Consider the following 16,809-nt stretch of genomic DNA (forward strand, 5'->3'; position numbering starts at 1 on the left):
AAGCTAAACAAGTCATACGCTATCATAAATTTCTGACATTTATCCCAACATATTCATATTGGAAAGGTAGAAATTATTACAACATTATATGAAAAAAGGATTGTTGCAAAATACATTCGTATCATTTTGATATTATGCAATTTTCACAAGAAAAGCTGAGGTAAGCGACTCAGCGTCGAAGCGTTCTTGTGAAAATTGCATATAACAGAATGAAAGCAAAAAATTTGCAACAATCCCGATTTTCTAATATTTATGCTTCATCAATCGCTTTTCCGATGTCATGTCTCATGTATTTGTTATCAAACTGTACCCATTCCGTTGCAGCATATGCATTGGCTCTTGCTTCTTTGAGGTCTTTTCCTTTTGCAGTAATACCAAGTACGCGTCCACCATTTGTTACGATCTGATCTCCGTCAAACCTGGTTCCCGCATGGAAGCAGTAATAGCCTTCATGCTTCTTAAATTCATCCAATCCCTTGATCGGAAGTCCTTTTTCGTATGCTACCGGGTAGCCCTCGCTTGCAAGTACGACACAGACTGCCGCATTGTCTTCAAACTGCAGGTCTACCTGATCCAGTGTCCCATCGATACATGCTTCAACCACTTCGATGATATCATTTTTCATTCTTGGAAGCACAACCTGTGCCTCCGGATCACCAAATCTTGCGTTATACTCCAGTACCTTCGGTCCATCTTCTGTCAGCATCAGTCCAAAGAAGATAACTCCCTTAAACGGTCTGCCTTCCGCCTTCATGGCATCCACTGTCGCCTGATAGATATACTGATTACAGAAATCCTCTACTTCCTTTGTATAGAACGGACTCGGTGAAAATGTACCCATGCCGCCGGTATTCAGTCCGGTATCCCCATCGCCTGCACGTTTGTGATCCTGTGCCGATGTCATGGTCTTGATCGTATTGCCGTCTACAAAAGAAAGTACAGACACTTCACGTCCCGTCATGAATTCCTCAATGACCATTTCATTTCCTGCTGTACCAAACTTCTTATCCAGCATGATCGTCTTGACACCGTCTTTTGCTTCTTCCAGATTCTGACAGATCAATACTCCTTTTCCAAGCGCAAGTCCGTCTGCCTTCAGAACGATCGGGAATTTTGCTGTTGTCTCCAGATACTCAATTGCTTTGTCCGGATCTGTAAAGTTTTCATAAGCAGCAGTAGGGATATGATATTTTTTCATCAGATCTTTGGAAAATGCCTTGGAGCCTTCCAGAATTGCTGCGTTCTTTCTTGGTCCGAATGCGCGGATGCCTGCCGCTTCCAGTTCATCTACCAGTCCTCCGACCAATGGATCATCCATTCCGACAATCACGAGGTCCACTTCTTTTTCCTTTGCAAATGCAACGATTTTATCAAATTCCATTGCGCCGATCGGAGCGCATTCTGCATATTCAGCAATTCCTGCATTTCCCGGTGTACAGTAGATCTTATCTACTTTGTCACTCTTTGCCACACAGTATGCAATTGCATGCTCTCTTCCGCCGCTTCCAACTATCAGTACCTTCATTCCGTTCCCTCCAAACTGCAATTCTCCACTGACTACTCAGCGATATTCACTTTTCCGTTTTCAACCGTTACTTTTCCATTGGCGATCATGTTAATTGCCTGTGGAAGAATCTTCCATTCCGCCTGTTCCATGACACGCCGCTGAAGCACCTCAGGCGTATCTCCCTGCTGAACCTCAACTGCCTTCTGTAAGATGATCGGACCAGTATCCGTTCCCTCATCTACAAAATGAACGGTTGCACCGACCACTTTGACGCCACGTGCAAGTGCCGCCTCATGTACCTTCAATCCATAGAATCCGGTTCCGCAAAATGACGGAATCAGAGACGGATGGATATTAATAATACGGTTTCTGTATCTTTCAATCATAGCCGGCGGAATCACCACCAGAAAACCTGCCAGTACGATCAGATCCGGATTCATCTTTTCTACCTCTTCCAGAAACTTCTCATTAAATTCCTCACGGGAAGCATATTCTTTCGGAGAGATACATAATCCCCGGATCCCATGCTTTCCGGCACGTTCCAGTGCATAAGCATTCTTATTATTACTGATCACTCCTGCAATCTTCGCATTGGTAATGACACCGGATTCCACAGCATCAATGATTGCCTGCAGGTTTGTTCCTCCACCGGATACCAGAACGACTACATTTAGCATAATGTAACTCCTTTTTCACCGGCTTCGATGTGTCCTACTACATAAGGCTCTTCTCCCGCTGCCTTAATTGCTTCCATTGTCTTATCCACATCTTCCGGTGCAATTGCAAGCACCATACCAAGTCCCATATTAAAGGTATTGTACATCATCTCTTCTGCAATATCTCCCTTTTTCGCCATCAGACGGAAGATCGCCGGTACCTCATAGCTGTCTTTCTTCACAACGGCACGTACTCCGTCCGGAAGCATTCTTGGAATGTTTTCGTAGAATCCGCCGCCCGTAATATGACTGCATCCTTTTACAGTCACACCGCTGTTTTTAATACTCTTTAATGCTTTTACATAGATTTTTGTCGGTGCGATCAAAGCTTCACCTAATGTTTTACCTAATTCATCATAGTATGTATCCAGAGATTCTTTTGTCATCTCAAATACTTTACGTACCAGGGAGAATCCGTTACTGTGGACTCCACTGGATGCCATTGCTACCAGAACATCCCCCGGCTTGATATTCTCACCGTTGATGATATCTTTTTTGTCTACAACACCGACAGCAAATCCTGCCAGGTCATACTCATCCTCCGGCATAAGTCCCGGATGCTCTGCAGTCTCTCCACCGACAAGCGCACATTCGGACTGTTTACATCCTTCTGCTACACCGCTTACAATCGTAGCGATCTTTTCCGGATAGTTTTTGCCACATGCAATATAATCCAGGAAGAATAATGGTTCTCCGCCGGAACATGCAATATCATTGACGCACATGGCAACAGCATCAATACCGATCGTATCATGCTTATCCATCACAAATGCCAGTTTTACCTTTGTTCCACAGCCATCGGTCCCAGATAACAGAACCGGTTCCTCCATATTTTTGATGCCGCTCAGATCAAAAGCTCCGGCAAATCCGCCAAGACCTCCCAGTACTTCCGGTCTCATGGTCTCTTTTACATGTTTTTTCATCAATTCCACTGACTTATATCCGGCTTCAATATCAACGCCCGCGTTCTTGTAATCCATACTCTTTCTCCTTGTGTTATGATTTTATATTTACTTCCGTACAGCTTCCACTTTATTTCTGTGCAAGATATGCTTCATAGCCGATCTCATCAAGCTTTGCTGCTTTCCCCTGTACCGTTTCCTTCATCTCTGCTGTATATGCTTTCAGCTTGTCAAGCAGTTCCGGGTCTGACACTGCCAGAATCTTTGCAGCCAGAATCGCCGCATTCATTCCGCCGTCAATCGCAACTGTCGCAACCGGTATTCCAGGCGGCATCTGAACGATAGAAAACAATGCGTCTTCACCCGCGAGATTCTTTCCTGACATCGGCACTCCGATTACCGGCATCGGGAACAATGCTGCACACATTCCCGGAAGATGCGCTGCCATTCCGGCACCTGCGATAATTACTTTCATTCCTTTTCCTTCTGCTGATTTCGCCCAGTCAAAGAACACATCCGGTTCACGGTGAGCGGAGATAATCGTCATCTCATAATCAATACCGAACTTTTCCAGCATTGCCGCAGCTTTACTCATGACCTTCAGATCTGAGTCACTTCCCATAACAATTCCTACTTTTGGCATATCTTTCATCCTTTCTCATTCAGACGTCAAACGTCCGTGTCACGAACAGCATTCGTTCGCAATTCATGATACCTTATTTATCCATTTTTTTCAACGGTTCATTTAAAATCTCTGTCCCCTCAAGTACAAATCTTCCATTTTCCAGAAGAACGATCTCTTCTCCCGATGCCGTAACCACAGAGATACGTTTTAACTCTTCATATGGTATCGTAATATCTGTATGGCAATGGAAATATGCTTTGGAAACATCCTCTTTTCTTAATATGGAAACCGAGTTATCCCTTGCGACGATCTCTTTTCCGTTCGGGTTATATACTTTAATATCCTCGCACCAGCTGTAGCAGGTATCTCCCACAGCAAAATGCGGTCCCATCTTCTCAGCGATCAGAATCGGCATCTTATCTTCTATCCTGTATTTCTTTGCCGTAACATAAGCCGTCGTATTCGTTCCAATGGCAAATTCTCCCATCGGGAGTGTCGGATGCTTGTACAAAACCGTGTCATGAATATATTCTTTATTCTCCAGTTCGCGCTCGAAGTTCCTGCAGGTATAATCTGCAATCATCCCATTGGCAAATGTAATCTCGAGATCACGATACTGAAGATCATTCAGATATACTTTGCTGACATGAAGAATTCCATTCGTTCCTTCCAGCACCGGAGAGGTAAATACTTCTCCGACCGGAATGTTAACATCTGCCACACAGTTTTCAAATATAGTCTCTTTCTTCGGATCCTGAAGCCTGTAAAGCTGAACCCTCAGATCTGTCCGATTGCCATTTCCACCAAGAATATGCACGTATTCTCCCTGATCCAGTGCATCAATCAGTGTCTGCTGCACTTTTTCATATGTTGCTGCGTCCAGTGTATTGATTCGGATGATCTCTTTAAAGATCTCTTCATATTGGCTTCCGATCTCCGGAACGGGATATGCAATGATAGTAAAACTGCGCTCATCTCCCGGGATATACATATTGGTCAGCTGGCTCTGGCGACTGTCATAATTCAGAGACAGTTCCTCCTGCTTTTCGCTCAATTTGCATGCCGTATCCTTCGGAACCGGTTCAAACGGCTTTTCCCCAAAGGTTTCCATACATGCAGGACCCGCAAATCTGGCTGCCTCTTCCTTATAATGCTCATATGTCGTCTGAATCACTTCCAGCTTTCGTTCAATAAATTTTTTATCCAGAAATATCGACTGATCATCCTTGTGGTCATATTCGTATTGCTTATTGGCAATTGCTCCGTAATAACCGATCTTGCGATGCTGCCGTTTTGTCAGAGCACTGACAGCAGCACGATAGATCACAGGACGAAGTCCCATTTTTTCAAAATTTTCAATTGCCTTTTTGATCACAAGTTCAAATCCAAGTGTATAGCGGATATTGACAACTGACTTTTTAGACAGATCTTTCCCGGTATTAACAAATCCCATCCGATACCCTTCCGTGTAGACATCTGCCATCTTCTGAAGGATCTCTTCCGGGAGGGTTGCCAGATATCTTGCTGTTCCCAGTTCATTTTCTCCAATATACTCTCCGAACTGATACAGATACTTTTCATCCCTCAGATCACTGTTCATGATCATATCCGCCGCAAAGGATTCTTCCGGACATATCTGCTCCCTGATTCTGTCTGCCACAAATACATCGCAATAATCACTGGCATACCAGTAAATCACGTCCCGGATCGTATCCGTCTGTGGCACTCCTCCTTCAAACAGATTATAGATCTCAATCAGAAGCTCGAACAGAATATCCAGGTATTCTGTCTTTCCTTCATACACATAAGGAATTGCTCCTCTGAGTTCTGCATAAAGAAAACCAAGCATCTTTCCGTATACTTCTCCTAATTCAGCTGCAGCATAATCCGGATTTGCATAACTGCTTTCATAATTTTCCGGAAGGATATCCTGATACAGCCTGTGATTCCATGCTTTCAGGTGTGCTGCATCTGCTCTCTGATACACACCGGCAATCAGTTCTTCTCTTAATTCATGGATCATTTCTGCAAATTCTGCCATTTTCAGGAAATACTTCTGATACGGTTTTTCAACCGTATTGTCATATTTAATAGATTGAATCCTGGCAATTGCAAGTTCATATCTTTCTTCTACCATTTTACAACAGCCCCCTGATAAATAATAAAACCAGCACCAGCAGAAAAGCACCATTTACACCGATTCCCACTTTGCAGGTTATGTAATTTTTATCTCTTTCTTTCAGCCCCTTGATTCCGAGCCAGATCCCAAGACCGGATAAGGCGATCGTGCAAAGACCGAGAAAACCAATCAGAATATTCACGTCCCCTTTATTAAAAAACGCGAACATAATCATAGATATCAGAAGCATTCCCACAACTACTGCATATGCACTGGAATAAATTCCTCTTTTCGAATGTCGGTACGGCCTCTGGCCATACTTTGTCCTGATCATCTTTTTTCTTTGCTTTTCACGAGCTTTTGCAGCTGCCTTTGCTCTATCTTCTTCTGTTTTTCTTTTTTTTCTTATTATCATGTCTTCTCCTTACCGCCGCTCCTGCTACAAACAATATATATCCCAGAAGACCTCCGATCGTATTAAGCAGAAGGTCATCCACATCGAAGCTTCCCACTTTCGTAAGTAATTGAAAAGTCTCAACACAAAGGCTGAGACCAAAGCTGTAAAATACAGTCGAAAAAAAGCTCCTGTATCTGCTTGCCATTGGCATAAAGATTCCGAATGGTACAAAGATAATAACGTTTCCAAACAGATTCGTAAACATTGCAAAGAGACCCACTTGATCCCGATACTGCCAGAATCTTTTTATCTCTTTAAACAACACAAAATTATAATGATATTCCTGCATCTCTCCTGTACGTCCATACCAGTCGGAAAACAACAGGAAATATATGATAAACATAATATATAATATAAATAGTATTTTTCCGAAAACCCGGATTCTCTTACTTCTTTTTGAATCCAAATATCCAGCACCCTTTCAGTTCAGACAATTAAAATATCAGTCCTTTTTTCTCTTTCAGCAAGCGTGCTCCACTTACAATTGCAATCACACCCACCGCAATTCCGATCACAGCGACCACAATTCCGATCGCAATATTCGCAGATCCGACAAGACTCATTGTTTTATACGCTTTCTCATTCATAGATTATCCCTCCGGCTCCTATTTCACACCATACTGTTTATAATATGCATCAATCGCTGATTTTAATGTATCATCAATTACAATTTTCCCCTGACATTCTTTATTATAAAGATGCTCTACTACTTCTTCCATCGTAACGATCGCATTCGTATCAAATCCATACAGATCTTTGATCTCATCCAATGCACATTTCTCTCCACCCTTGCCGACTTCCATACGGTTCAGAGATACCATAAGGCCTACAATCTCCACATCTGCCGCACCACGTACTTTTGGAACCGTCTCTTCCATAGACTTTCCGGAAGTGGTAACATCTTCGATCATAACCACACGATCTCCGTCTTTTAACTTGCTTCCGAGGAAACTTCCCTTATCAGCTCCGTGATCCTTCTCTTCCTTACGATCTGAACAATAGCGCACTTCTTTACCATACAGCTCACTGAAAGCGATCGCGGTTACGACTGCCAGCGGAATCCCTTTGTACGCAGGACCAAACAGCACATCAAAATCTGTTCCATAACAATCATGAATCGCTTTTGCATAATACTCACCCAGTCTGCGAAGCTGTGTTCCTGTCACATACGCACCGGCATTCATAAAAAACGGAGATTTTCTTCCACTCTTTAATGTAAATTCACCAAACTTAAGCACATCGCTCTCTACCATAAATTCTATAAATTCCTGCTTATACTGTTCCATATATCATTCCTCCTGTCTTTTTAACATCCCATTCAGATACCTCTATCGCACAATGCCTACCATATCCTTTACAGATTCAAATCCATATTTCTTCATATACGCTTCAATTCCTTCGATCACATCCAATGTTGCCCGCGGGTTATGGAAGTTCGCCGTTCCGACAGATACTGCAGAAGCTCCCGCCAGAATAAATTCCAATGCATCTTCTGCCGTACAGATACCTCCCATTCCGATGATCGGAATCTGAACCGCCTGTGCTGCCTGGTATACCATACGAACTGCAATCGGATGCACTGCCGGTCCTGACACACCACCAGTCTTGTTGGCTACCGCAAATGTACGCCGGTTTACATCGATCTTCATCCCGGTCAGTGTATTGATCAGAGAGACTGCATCCGCACCGCCTGCTTCAGCAGCCTTTGCAATCTCAGTAATATCTGTAACATTTGGTGTCAGCTTCATGATGATCGGCTGTTTTGCGATCTTCTTGATCTGCCCGGTCAGTTTCTCTACATGGTGTGCATCCTGACCAAACGCAAGAAAACCTGCATTCACATTCGGACAGGAAATATTGATTTCCATCATATCGATCGGCTCATCTGCCAGTCTTTCCACTACTTCCAGATACTCCTCCGGTGCATGACCACAGACATTTACAATAATCTTTGTATCGAACTGCTTCAAAAACGGAATATCTCTTTCACAAAAAAGATCAATTCCCGGATTCTGCAGTCCGATTGCATTCATCATCCCTCCATACACCTCTGCAACCCTCGGTGTAGAATTTCCTTTCCATGGAACATTGGCAACTCCTTTCGTTGTCACTGCCCCCAGCTGATTCAGATCCACAAAGTCTGCATATTCTGCACCTGACCCAAAGGTTCCGGAAGCTACGGTAACCGGATTCTTCCATTCAACACCGGCAATATTTACTCTCATATCCATTAAAGCTCCACCTCCGTAGACAAGAATACCGGACCGTCCTTACAGATCCGTTTATTATTTACATTACTGTGGGCATCTTTTTCTTTGGACTTGCAGACACATGCAAGACATGCACCGATTCCACATGCCATACGTTCCTCAAGAGAAATATAGCATTCTATATTATTTTTTTCGGCATAATCCTTGATTGCACGCAGCATCGGCGTTGGACCACACGCATAGATAAGGTCTGCGTCCAGCTCATTTTCCCGGATTGCATCCATGACATTTCCTTTTGTCCCAACACTTCCGTCTTCCGTAGAGATATACAGACATCCGTTCTTTTCAAATTCATCTTTTAAAAACGTCTGCTGATCACGGTATCCCACAACGATCTGCTTCTTTTCACATGTCAGCTGCTTTGCAAGTTCCAGGATCGGAGGAACACCGATCCCTCCTCCCATCAAAAACACTTTTCTGCCCTCGGCTTTTTCATACGGGAATCCGTTGCCAAGCGGTCCCACTACCGGAATCTGATCTCCTGCTTTCAGTTTTGAAAACTGCTCTGTACCGGTATGCTCACCGGTCACACGATATACAACGCGCAGGCATCCACCCTCTTTGTCAATCTCACAGATACTGATCGGCCGTGGCAGCAGCTTGCTCGCATCCGTTGTATACATAGAGATAAACTGTCCCGGCTTTGCCGTTACAGCGGCATCTGTGCGGATCCACATACTGAAAATTCCGTCTGCCAGCATCTCCTGTGACATCACTGTTGCCTGTTCTTTTCTCTTCTCCATTGCGGTTTACTCCTTTATCTGCTCTCCAGCGCTCCTTTAATATCTGCAATCATGGCTTCTACGGCCGCCCTGGATGCGTCGCCAAAGTTCTCTTCTCCATAAGAAGCATACTGCTCCTGCTTATATGCAGCGATAATTCCTCTGGAAGAATTTACGATTGCTCCCAATCCGTCTTCATTAAAGAAATGCACCAGATCCTTTCCTTTTCCTCCCTGCGCCCCATAGCCGGGTACCAGAATATAAGACTTCGGCATTACCTTACGAAGAACTTTTCCCATCTCCGGATAGGTTGCTCCTACAACAGCTCCCACATAACTGTATTCATCGCCCATGAGTTCCTCTCCCCATGCTGCAACTTTTTCTCCTACCAGTTCATAAAGCGGACGGCCGTCAACCAGCTGATCCTGGAATTCTCCACTGGATGGATTGGAAGTCTTAACCAGTACGAAGATTCCCTTTTTCTCTTCTTTACATACATTCAGGAAAGGATTCACCCCATCTGATCCAAGATATGGATTCACCGTAACAAAATCCTCATCAAACGGAACACAGGACTTGCTTCCGACCTGTACTTTTCCCAGATGACCGACTGCATATGCAGCAGAGGTAGAACCAATATCTCCTCTCTTGATATCTCCGATTACTACAAGCCCTTTTGATTTACAGTAATCTACCGTCTTCTTAAACGCCTGAAGTCCCGGAATTCCAAACTGCTCATACATGGCAATCTGCGGCTTCACTGCCGGTATCAGATCATACGTCTTATCCACGATCTCTTTATTGAACTGCCAGATTGCTTCAGCCGCACCTTCCAGCGTCTCTCCGTACTCTGCAAATGCTTTTTTCTGCACCTGCTCCGGAATATAACTTAACATAGGATCCAGTCCTACTACGATTGGAGCTCCTGTCTTCTTAATATTAGCAACTAACTGATTAATCATTGCTCTTTCCTCCTGATTGTTTTTATTTTTCATACACAACTTTTCCGTCTGTCAGCGTATATTTTACCTCGCCGGTAACCTCATATCCGTCAAACGGTGTGTTCTTCCCTTTGGATACAAATGTGTTCTTATCGATCTTATAGGTCGGATTCGGATCAAACACGACAATATCTGCAATCTTCCCCTCAGATATGGATCCCTTTTCTTCCAGACCAAGGATCCGTGCAGGATGATAGCTCATCTTCTCTGCCATTCCCATCATATCGATCAAACCGGTCTTCACAAGTCCGGTATACGTAAGCGCAGCAGATGTCTCCAGTCCTACGATTCCAAATGCCGCATTTTTCATGGATTTATTTTTCTCTTCTTCTGCATGCGGCGCGTGGTCTGTTGAAATCACATCCATAGTTCCGTCTTTCAGTCCCTGTCTTAACGCTTCCATATCCTCTCTGCTTCGAAGCGGTGGATTCATCTTATAATTGCCATCATCTTCCGGAATATCATCTGTGCATAACATAAAGTGATGCGGGCACACCTCTCCGGTAACCGGAAGTCCTTCTTCTTTTGCCAGACGGATCATCTTTACGCTGTCCGCAGTAGAACAGTGGCACAGATGAAGCCTTACCCCGGTCTCCTTTGCAAGCAGAATGTCTCTGGCCACGATCACATCTTCCACGGAGTTCGTAATGCCCTTAAGACCAAGTTCCCGGGCACGTTCATCTGCATTCATCACTCCGCCTTCTACCATAGTAATATCTTCACAGTGTGCAAATACAGAGATCCCACACTCTTTTGCCTTCTTCATCCCCTGTCTGTACAAAGAAGCATTCATCACAGATTTTCCGTCTTCACTGATTGCACGGCAGCCTGCCTTTGCCATTCCTTCGATATCAGCCAGTTCCTCACCTGCCTGTCCCTTTGTTACAGCTCCCAGCTGGATCACATGCACCGGCGACTCTGTCTTCGCCCGTTCATGCAGCCTTTCCACCATCTCTCCACTGTCTGTGACCGGTTTGGTATTGGGCATCGCACAGATTGTCGTAACACCGCCCCTTGCAGCAGCCTTTCCCCCTGTTTCCAGAGTTTCTTTGTATTCCAGTCCAGGATCCCGCAGATGCACATGAAGGTCTATAAATCCAGGCATAACATAGCACCCTCTTGCATCAATCACACGGTCCGTCTTTACATCAATCTTCTCTGCGACTCTCTTAATTCTGTCATCTTCAATGAGTACATCGCAACATTCATCTCTTTTGGTATGTGGATCTATCACATGTCCATTTTGAATTAGAATTGTCATATAAGTTGTCCTTTCTATCCTTATGATAAAATTCCATACTATGGTTTATTTTATCACAAGGGATGCTAAAAGGGAATGCCAAAACTGGCATTCCCTTTTAATTTTACTTTATCGTAGTCCCTGAATGACCTCTATCGCTTTATCAAGCTGATTATCAGCTTCCGGATCATTCTCATCTCTTTCATATTCCACTTCCACATCCGGAGTAATTCCCTTTCCGTTGATACTGCGTCCCTTTGGAGTGAAATACTCGGCAATCGTAAGCTTTACACAGGTTCCGTCATCCAGGTCGAACAATTGCTGAACAACGCCCTTTCCATAAGTCTGAGTTCCAACGATCGTTCCTGTTCCATAATCCTGTATCGCTCCGGAAAAGATCTCAGATGCACTGGCGCTGTTTCCGTTAACCAGAACAACCAGCGGCTGCTTAAACTGATGCTCCTCATCGGAGGTCATCTCGCTTCGCTTTCCATTTTTATCTTCCGTATATACAACCAGTCCTTCGGGAACCATAAGATCTACCATATCACATACAGTACTCAGAGAGCCTCCCGGGTTATTCCGAAGATCAACGATCAGGCCATTCATTCCCTGATTTTCCAGATCTTCCAAAGCTGCTTTATACTGATCATAGGTCACTGCATCAAACTCGGACACTGCAATGTAGCCGATATTGTCATCCAGCATCTCATACTGTATGGTCTGTGCCTGTATCTTATCTCTGACGGCGGTGACTGTGACTTCCTTTGCCTCCTCACCACGAAGCACCGTAAGGTTTACTTCTGTTCCCTGTTCTCCCTTGATCTTGCTGACAACTTCCGTAAGATCCTGGCCGGTTACTTCTTCATCCTCCACCTTATATAAGATATCATTATCCTGAAGACCGGCTTTCATAGCCGGAGAATCTTCATAGATCTGCACCAGCGTAATCACACCGGAATCCATATTCTGGCTGAGAACGGCTCCGATCCCGCTGTACTCTCCCTGCGTCGACTCATAAAGCGCCTGGGTCTCTTCCTCGTCATAATAGACGGAATACGGATCATCCAGCCCACTGATATACCCCTTATAGATTCCTTCTTCCAGTTCATCTTCCTCAACATCACCAAGATAATTCTGATCAATCAGCGTCTTGAGTTCAGATATCTTTTCCTTCGTTGTCTCAGTAACCGCTTCCTTTTTACCTGCTTTTATTCCACAGGCAGCCAATGCTACAATCAATAACATAGCAAGGGCGCCAGAAAGCGCCCCTTTGAAAAAACTTTTTTTCTCTTTCATACGACTATGACCTTATCTCTCAAAAATAATTCGCCGGATTCACCGGGACTCCGTTTAAATTCACCTGAAAATGAAGATGCGGACCGGTAGAATTACCGGTAGTTCCAACTGTTGCAATATTCTGTCCTTTACTTACGGTCTGTCCCGCGCCGACAAATATTGTATTACAATGCATATAATATGTAGTCAACCCATTTCCATGATTGATTACAATCATATTCCCGGCATTTCCGGAATATCCTGCTGAAACCACAGTCCCCGCAGCAGCCGCATAGATCGGTGTTCCGGTCGCAGCCGCATAATCAATTCCCTTATGATTGGTACTCGCTCCCGGCAAAGGCTGTTCCCTGTATCCAAATGTACTGGATATGTAACTGTATCCGGGACACGGATGTGTAAATGTACCGTTACCGGATATGACCGAGCCCCCCGCAGTTCCTCCGGAACCACCTGCCGCCTGCTGTTGTTCCTTCTGCTTACGCAATGCTTCTGCCGCCGCAGCCTCCAGTTCCGCAAGTTTATCCTGTGTCTCTCCAAGATCACTGTCAATCTGCCCGATCTCCTCTTCCTTGCTGGCAATCAGTTCCTTTACATTCTCCTGTTTCTCGATCAGATCATCCTGCATCGTCTGAAGATCATCGTACTCCTCCCGAAGAGAAGTCTCCTGTTCTTCTACCTGCTGAACAATCTCCTGGAATTCTACCAGCATCTCTCTGTCATAAGACGAGATCGTCGATATATATTCGGCTTTGTTCAAAAAATCACTGATATTCTTCGATTCACACAGTATTTCAATAAACTGAGAATTCCCGCTTTCATACATATAACGAATTCTTTTTTTCATGCTCTCGTATTGATCATTTTCATCAACCTTAGCCTGAATCAGTTCTTCTTCTTTTGTACTTATCTCATTTTCTTTTTCTTCAATTTTCCCTTTTGTGTCCTCCATCTCTGCCACTACAGATTCCAGCTGTTCTGCCAGAGATGCTTTTTCATTTTCCGCGTCCTGCTTCTTCTTTTTTAATTCCTCCGCTTTCTTTTTTGTATCGTCTATCTCCGTGGCGTCCGCCTGCATCACAGTACCAAGAGAAAGCGCCAGAACCAGCAGAAAACTGATCATCCTCTTTCTTCGTATCATATGTATCTCCTTTCCGGAATATACCTGTTACACCTTCAAGTGCTTGCGGATCGTAAAGAAACTTCCCAGGAAACCAATTCCAACACCCAACAGGACTCCGACCGGAAGTAATGTCCTGTATACACTTGTAACCGGGAGGAACTCCACAATATGACTCAACAGACTATACTTTGTCATAATATAGGTAATCGCCTTATCATACAGGAAGAACAATAAAACCAGAGGGATCAGTGCTCCCACAGCCCCAATGATCAGACCCTCTATCACGAACGGCGCTCTGACAAATCCGTCTTTTGCCCCGATATACTTCATGATTGCAATCTCTTCCCTTCTGACAGTAATTCCCATCGTTACAGTATTACTGATCAGGAAAATCGATACAGCAAGAAGAATCGCAATAATGACTGCTGACACGTATCCCACCAGTTTATTTACACTGGTAAGCGTCTTAGCCACAACATCGGATCTCTTTACCTTACGCACTCCATCCAGACTCTCCGCATAAGACACGACACCCTTCTGTTTGGATACGTCTGACATATATACTTCATAGTTATCAGAATTGGCAAGCGGATTATCGTCTTTAAAACCGTCTGCCAGATCAGCGGATTCTCCAAAGTATTCATCCTTGAAACTGTCCCATGCCTCATCTGCACTTACATAATTTACTTCCAGAACGCCATCCGTCTTCTCCAGAGCTTTTCCAATCTCCTTTTTCTCACTGTCTGACAATCCTTCTTCGAAAAATACGGTTATTGCAACCCCTTCTTCTGCCTTTTCCACCATATAATTAAAATTCACTACAATAGAATAAAACAAGCCAAACAAAAAGATACACGCTGCCATCGTCGCAATAGATGCGATCGAGAACATACTGTTTCTCTTGATGTTCTTTACCCCTTGTTTCATTGAATATCCCAACGTACTAATTCTCATTATTATACCCACCTTTTTTCTCGTCGCTTACAATGACTCCCTTCTTCATCGTAACGACCCGCTTCTTCATCTCGTTTACAATCTCCTGGTTGTGTGTAACCACCAGAACAGTTGTCCCTCTGTCATTCGCCTCCTCCAGAAGCTTCATAATCTCCCATGAATTTGTTGGATCCAGATTACCTGTCGGCTCATCTGCCAGCAAAATTGTCGGTTCATTTACAATCGCTCTTGCGATCGCTACTCTCTGCTGCTCTCCGCCGGAAAGTTCCTTCGGATAGGACTTATATTTCTGAGCCAGTCCTACCAGTGACAACGCAGCCGGTACCTTTTTCTTAATCACACGGCTGGACGTCTCAGTAACTCTCTGTGCAAATGCAATATTTTCATAGATATTTCTGTCTTTCAAAAGTCTGAAATCCTGAAATACTACTCCGATCCCTCTTCGATACATCGGGATCTGTCGATGTTTCATTCTGTTCAGATTATGTCCATTTACAACAATCGTTCCAGACGTAGGCTCCAGTTCTTTCATGATCAGCTTGATCAATGTGGACTTCCCGGATCCACTGTCACCTACGATAAACACAAACTCTCCCTGTTCAATCTTCAGGTTTATTCCATTCAGTGCTGCAACCCCTTTTGAGTACTCTTTCTTCACGTCTTTTAGTTCAATCATACTGTCCTCCTAATTATTAATACTCCAACGACTCCATATACTTCATATATTTTACAACCATAAGCGCAATCTTAAAAGTAATGGCATCTTCAAACACCCGCAGGTCAAGACCGGTACTCTTCTGGAGCTTATCCAGTCGATAAACCAGCGTATTACGATGAATATACAATTGTCTGGACGTCTCTGACACATTCAGGTTGTTCTCAAAGAACTTGTTAATCGTTGTCAATGTCTCCTCATCAAAATCATCCGGAGATTTCCCCTCAAAAATCTCGCGTATGAACATCTTACAGAGCGGAATCGGCAGCTGATAAATCAGACGCCCGATCCCAAGCGCACTGTATGCGATCACATTTCGCTCTCCAAAAAAGATCTTGCCAACATCCAAGGCAAGCTTTGCTTCCTTATATGACTTTGATACTTCCTTAATATCATTTACAACCGTTCCGTATGCGATCAGAATATCTTCTTCCCCGTCTTCTTTCAAAAGCTCATACATATTCTGAGCTGCCTTTTCCAGTTCTACATGACCGTCACCCGGCTCCAGTTCCTTTACAACGATAATATTCTTCTCATCAACAGCAGTCACAAAATCTTTGATACGATTTCCCAGAAGGTTACGGACATTATCCAGCGCATTACTGTCTTTTTCATGCTTTGTTTCAATAATAAAGATAACACGTCTTACTTCTGTGTCAATATGTAATTTTTTGGCACGATTATATATATCTACCAGAAGCAGATTATCAAGCAACAGATTTTTTATAAAATTATCTTTATCAAATCGTTCTTTATAAGCAACCAGAAGATTCTGGATCTGGAAAGCTGCAATCTTTCCAACCATGTAGACATCATCACTGCCACCATTTGCAAGAAGAATGTATTCCAGCTGATGCTCATCAAAAATCTTAAAAAACTGATATCCTTGCACGACCTGACTGTCTGCCGGAGATTCCACAAAAGAAACTACTTCTCCTGCATAATTTTCTTCATCCGGAAACGTACTTGCAAGGGATTTCCCGTCCGTATCCATTACACAGAAATCAATCCTTGTAATTCCTTTCAATCCTTCAATTGTACTTTGAAGTATTTGATTAGATATCATATCTATCTCCTCCACTCTTTTCAATATGCACTTTTCACAACGAAACAAAGTGCCTTTCGTGCGAAATGCGGATTTTCATGTATTATACTAATATAT

General features: G+C 43.7%; 18 protein-coding genes. All 18 read right to left on the bottom strand.

Going from position 1 to position 16,809, the window contains the following annotated elements:
* Positions 1-250: 250 nt before the first annotated feature.
* The 18 genes from purD to JQM82_RS09695 all read right to left on the bottom strand — a co-directional run bounded on the left by purD (position 251) and on the right by JQM82_RS09695 (position 16,713).
* Entirely contained in the window at positions 251-1,525 is a 1,275-nt protein-coding gene (purD, locus tag JQM82_RS09610) for a phosphoribosylamine--glycine ligase (RefSeq protein WP_235249975.1), read from the bottom strand.
* Positions 1,526-1,557: 32 nt separating this feature from the next.
* A complete protein-coding gene (gene purN, locus JQM82_RS09615) occupies positions 1,558-2,184 on the bottom strand; it encodes a phosphoribosylglycinamide formyltransferase (protein ID WP_235249977.1) in 627 nt (208 codons plus the stop codon).
* Positions 2,178-3,203, bottom strand: a complete 1,026-nt coding sequence (purM, locus tag JQM82_RS09620; RefSeq protein ID WP_235249979.1) for a phosphoribosylformylglycinamidine cyclo-ligase — start codon at positions 3,201-3,203, stop codon at positions 2,178-2,180. The genes purN and purM overlap by 7 nt, the downstream gene beginning before the upstream one ends.
* A gap of 52 nt (positions 3,204-3,255) precedes the next feature.
* Positions 3,256-3,768, bottom strand: a complete 513-nt coding sequence (gene purE, locus JQM82_RS09625) for a 5-(carboxyamino)imidazole ribonucleotide mutase (RefSeq protein WP_235249980.1) — start codon at positions 3,766-3,768, stop codon at positions 3,256-3,258.
* Between the two features lie 73 nt (positions 3,769-3,841).
* Complete coding sequence (locus JQM82_RS09630; RefSeq protein ID WP_235249981.1) at positions 3,842-5,887, bottom strand: aminopeptidase; 2,046 nt, start codon at positions 5,885-5,887, stop codon at positions 3,842-3,844.
* 1 nt (position 5,888) lies between these two features.
* Entirely contained in the window at positions 5,889-6,284 is a 396-nt protein-coding gene (locus JQM82_RS09635) for a DUF6142 family protein (protein WP_235249982.1), read from the bottom strand.
* Positions 6,247-6,732 carry a VanZ family protein gene (locus JQM82_RS09640; RefSeq protein ID WP_235249984.1) on the bottom strand — a complete coding sequence of 162 codons (486 nt, stop codon included), beginning with the start codon at positions 6,730-6,732 and terminating at the stop codon, positions 6,247-6,249. The genes JQM82_RS09635 and JQM82_RS09640 overlap by 38 nt, the downstream gene beginning before the upstream one ends.
* Positions 6,733-6,760: 28 nt before the next feature.
* A complete protein-coding gene (locus tag JQM82_RS09645; protein WP_235249987.1) occupies positions 6,761-6,913 on the bottom strand; it encodes a hypothetical protein in 153 nt (50 codons plus the stop codon).
* A gap of 18 nt (positions 6,914-6,931) precedes the next feature.
* Positions 6,932-7,612: an orotate phosphoribosyltransferase gene (pyrE, locus tag JQM82_RS09650; RefSeq protein WP_235249989.1), complete on the bottom strand. Its 681-nt coding sequence runs from the start codon at positions 7,610-7,612 to the stop codon at positions 6,932-6,934.
* Between the two features lie 42 nt (positions 7,613-7,654).
* A complete protein-coding gene (locus JQM82_RS09655) occupies positions 7,655-8,557 on the bottom strand; it encodes a dihydroorotate dehydrogenase (protein ID WP_235249990.1) in 903 nt (300 codons plus the stop codon).
* On the bottom strand, positions 8,557-9,339 hold the full coding sequence (locus JQM82_RS09660; RefSeq protein WP_235249992.1) for a dihydroorotate dehydrogenase electron transfer subunit: 783 nt from the start codon (positions 9,337-9,339) through the stop codon (positions 8,557-8,559). Before JQM82_RS09660 ends, JQM82_RS09655 begins: the two co-directional genes overlap by 1 nt.
* A gap of 14 nt (positions 9,340-9,353) precedes the next feature.
* Positions 9,354-10,280 (bottom strand): orotidine-5'-phosphate decarboxylase, encoded by a 927-nt coding sequence (pyrF, locus tag JQM82_RS09665; protein WP_235249993.1) that lies wholly within the window; start codon positions 10,278-10,280, stop codon positions 9,354-9,356.
* 22 nt (positions 10,281-10,302) lie between these two features.
* The gene (locus tag JQM82_RS09670; RefSeq protein WP_235249995.1) at positions 10,303-11,580 is read right to left on the bottom strand and encodes a dihydroorotase; all 1,278 of its coding nucleotides are present in this window, start codon (positions 11,578-11,580) and stop codon (positions 10,303-10,305) included.
* Positions 11,581-11,688: 108 nt separating this feature from the next.
* On the bottom strand, positions 11,689-12,858 hold the full coding sequence (locus JQM82_RS09675) for a S41 family peptidase (protein ID WP_235249996.1): 1,170 nt from the start codon (positions 12,856-12,858) through the stop codon (positions 11,689-11,691).
* Positions 12,859-12,877: 19 nt separating this feature from the next.
* Complete coding sequence (locus JQM82_RS09680) at positions 12,878-13,996, bottom strand: murein hydrolase activator EnvC family protein (RefSeq protein ID WP_235249997.1); 1,119 nt, start codon at positions 13,994-13,996, stop codon at positions 12,878-12,880.
* Positions 13,997-14,023: 27 nt separating this feature from the next.
* Positions 14,024-14,932: a permease-like cell division protein FtsX gene (gene ftsX / locus JQM82_RS09685; protein ID WP_235249998.1), complete on the bottom strand. Its 909-nt coding sequence runs from the start codon at positions 14,930-14,932 to the stop codon at positions 14,024-14,026.
* Positions 14,922-15,608, bottom strand: a complete 687-nt coding sequence (gene ftsE, locus JQM82_RS09690) for a cell division ATP-binding protein FtsE (protein ID WP_235249999.1) — start codon at positions 15,606-15,608, stop codon at positions 14,922-14,924. The genes ftsX and ftsE overlap by 11 nt, the downstream gene beginning before the upstream one ends.
* A 16-nt stretch (positions 15,609-15,624) precedes the next feature.
* On the bottom strand, positions 15,625-16,713 hold the full coding sequence (locus JQM82_RS09695; RefSeq protein ID WP_235250001.1) for a PucR family transcriptional regulator: 1,089 nt from the start codon (positions 16,711-16,713) through the stop codon (positions 15,625-15,627).
* Positions 16,714-16,809 lie beyond the last annotated feature (96 nt).

The sequence above is a fragment of the Faecalicatena contorta genome, assembly GCF_021531995.1.
In the GTDB taxonomy this organism is placed as follows: Bacteria; Bacillota; Clostridia; order Lachnospirales; family Lachnospiraceae; genus Dorea_A; species Dorea_A contorta_A.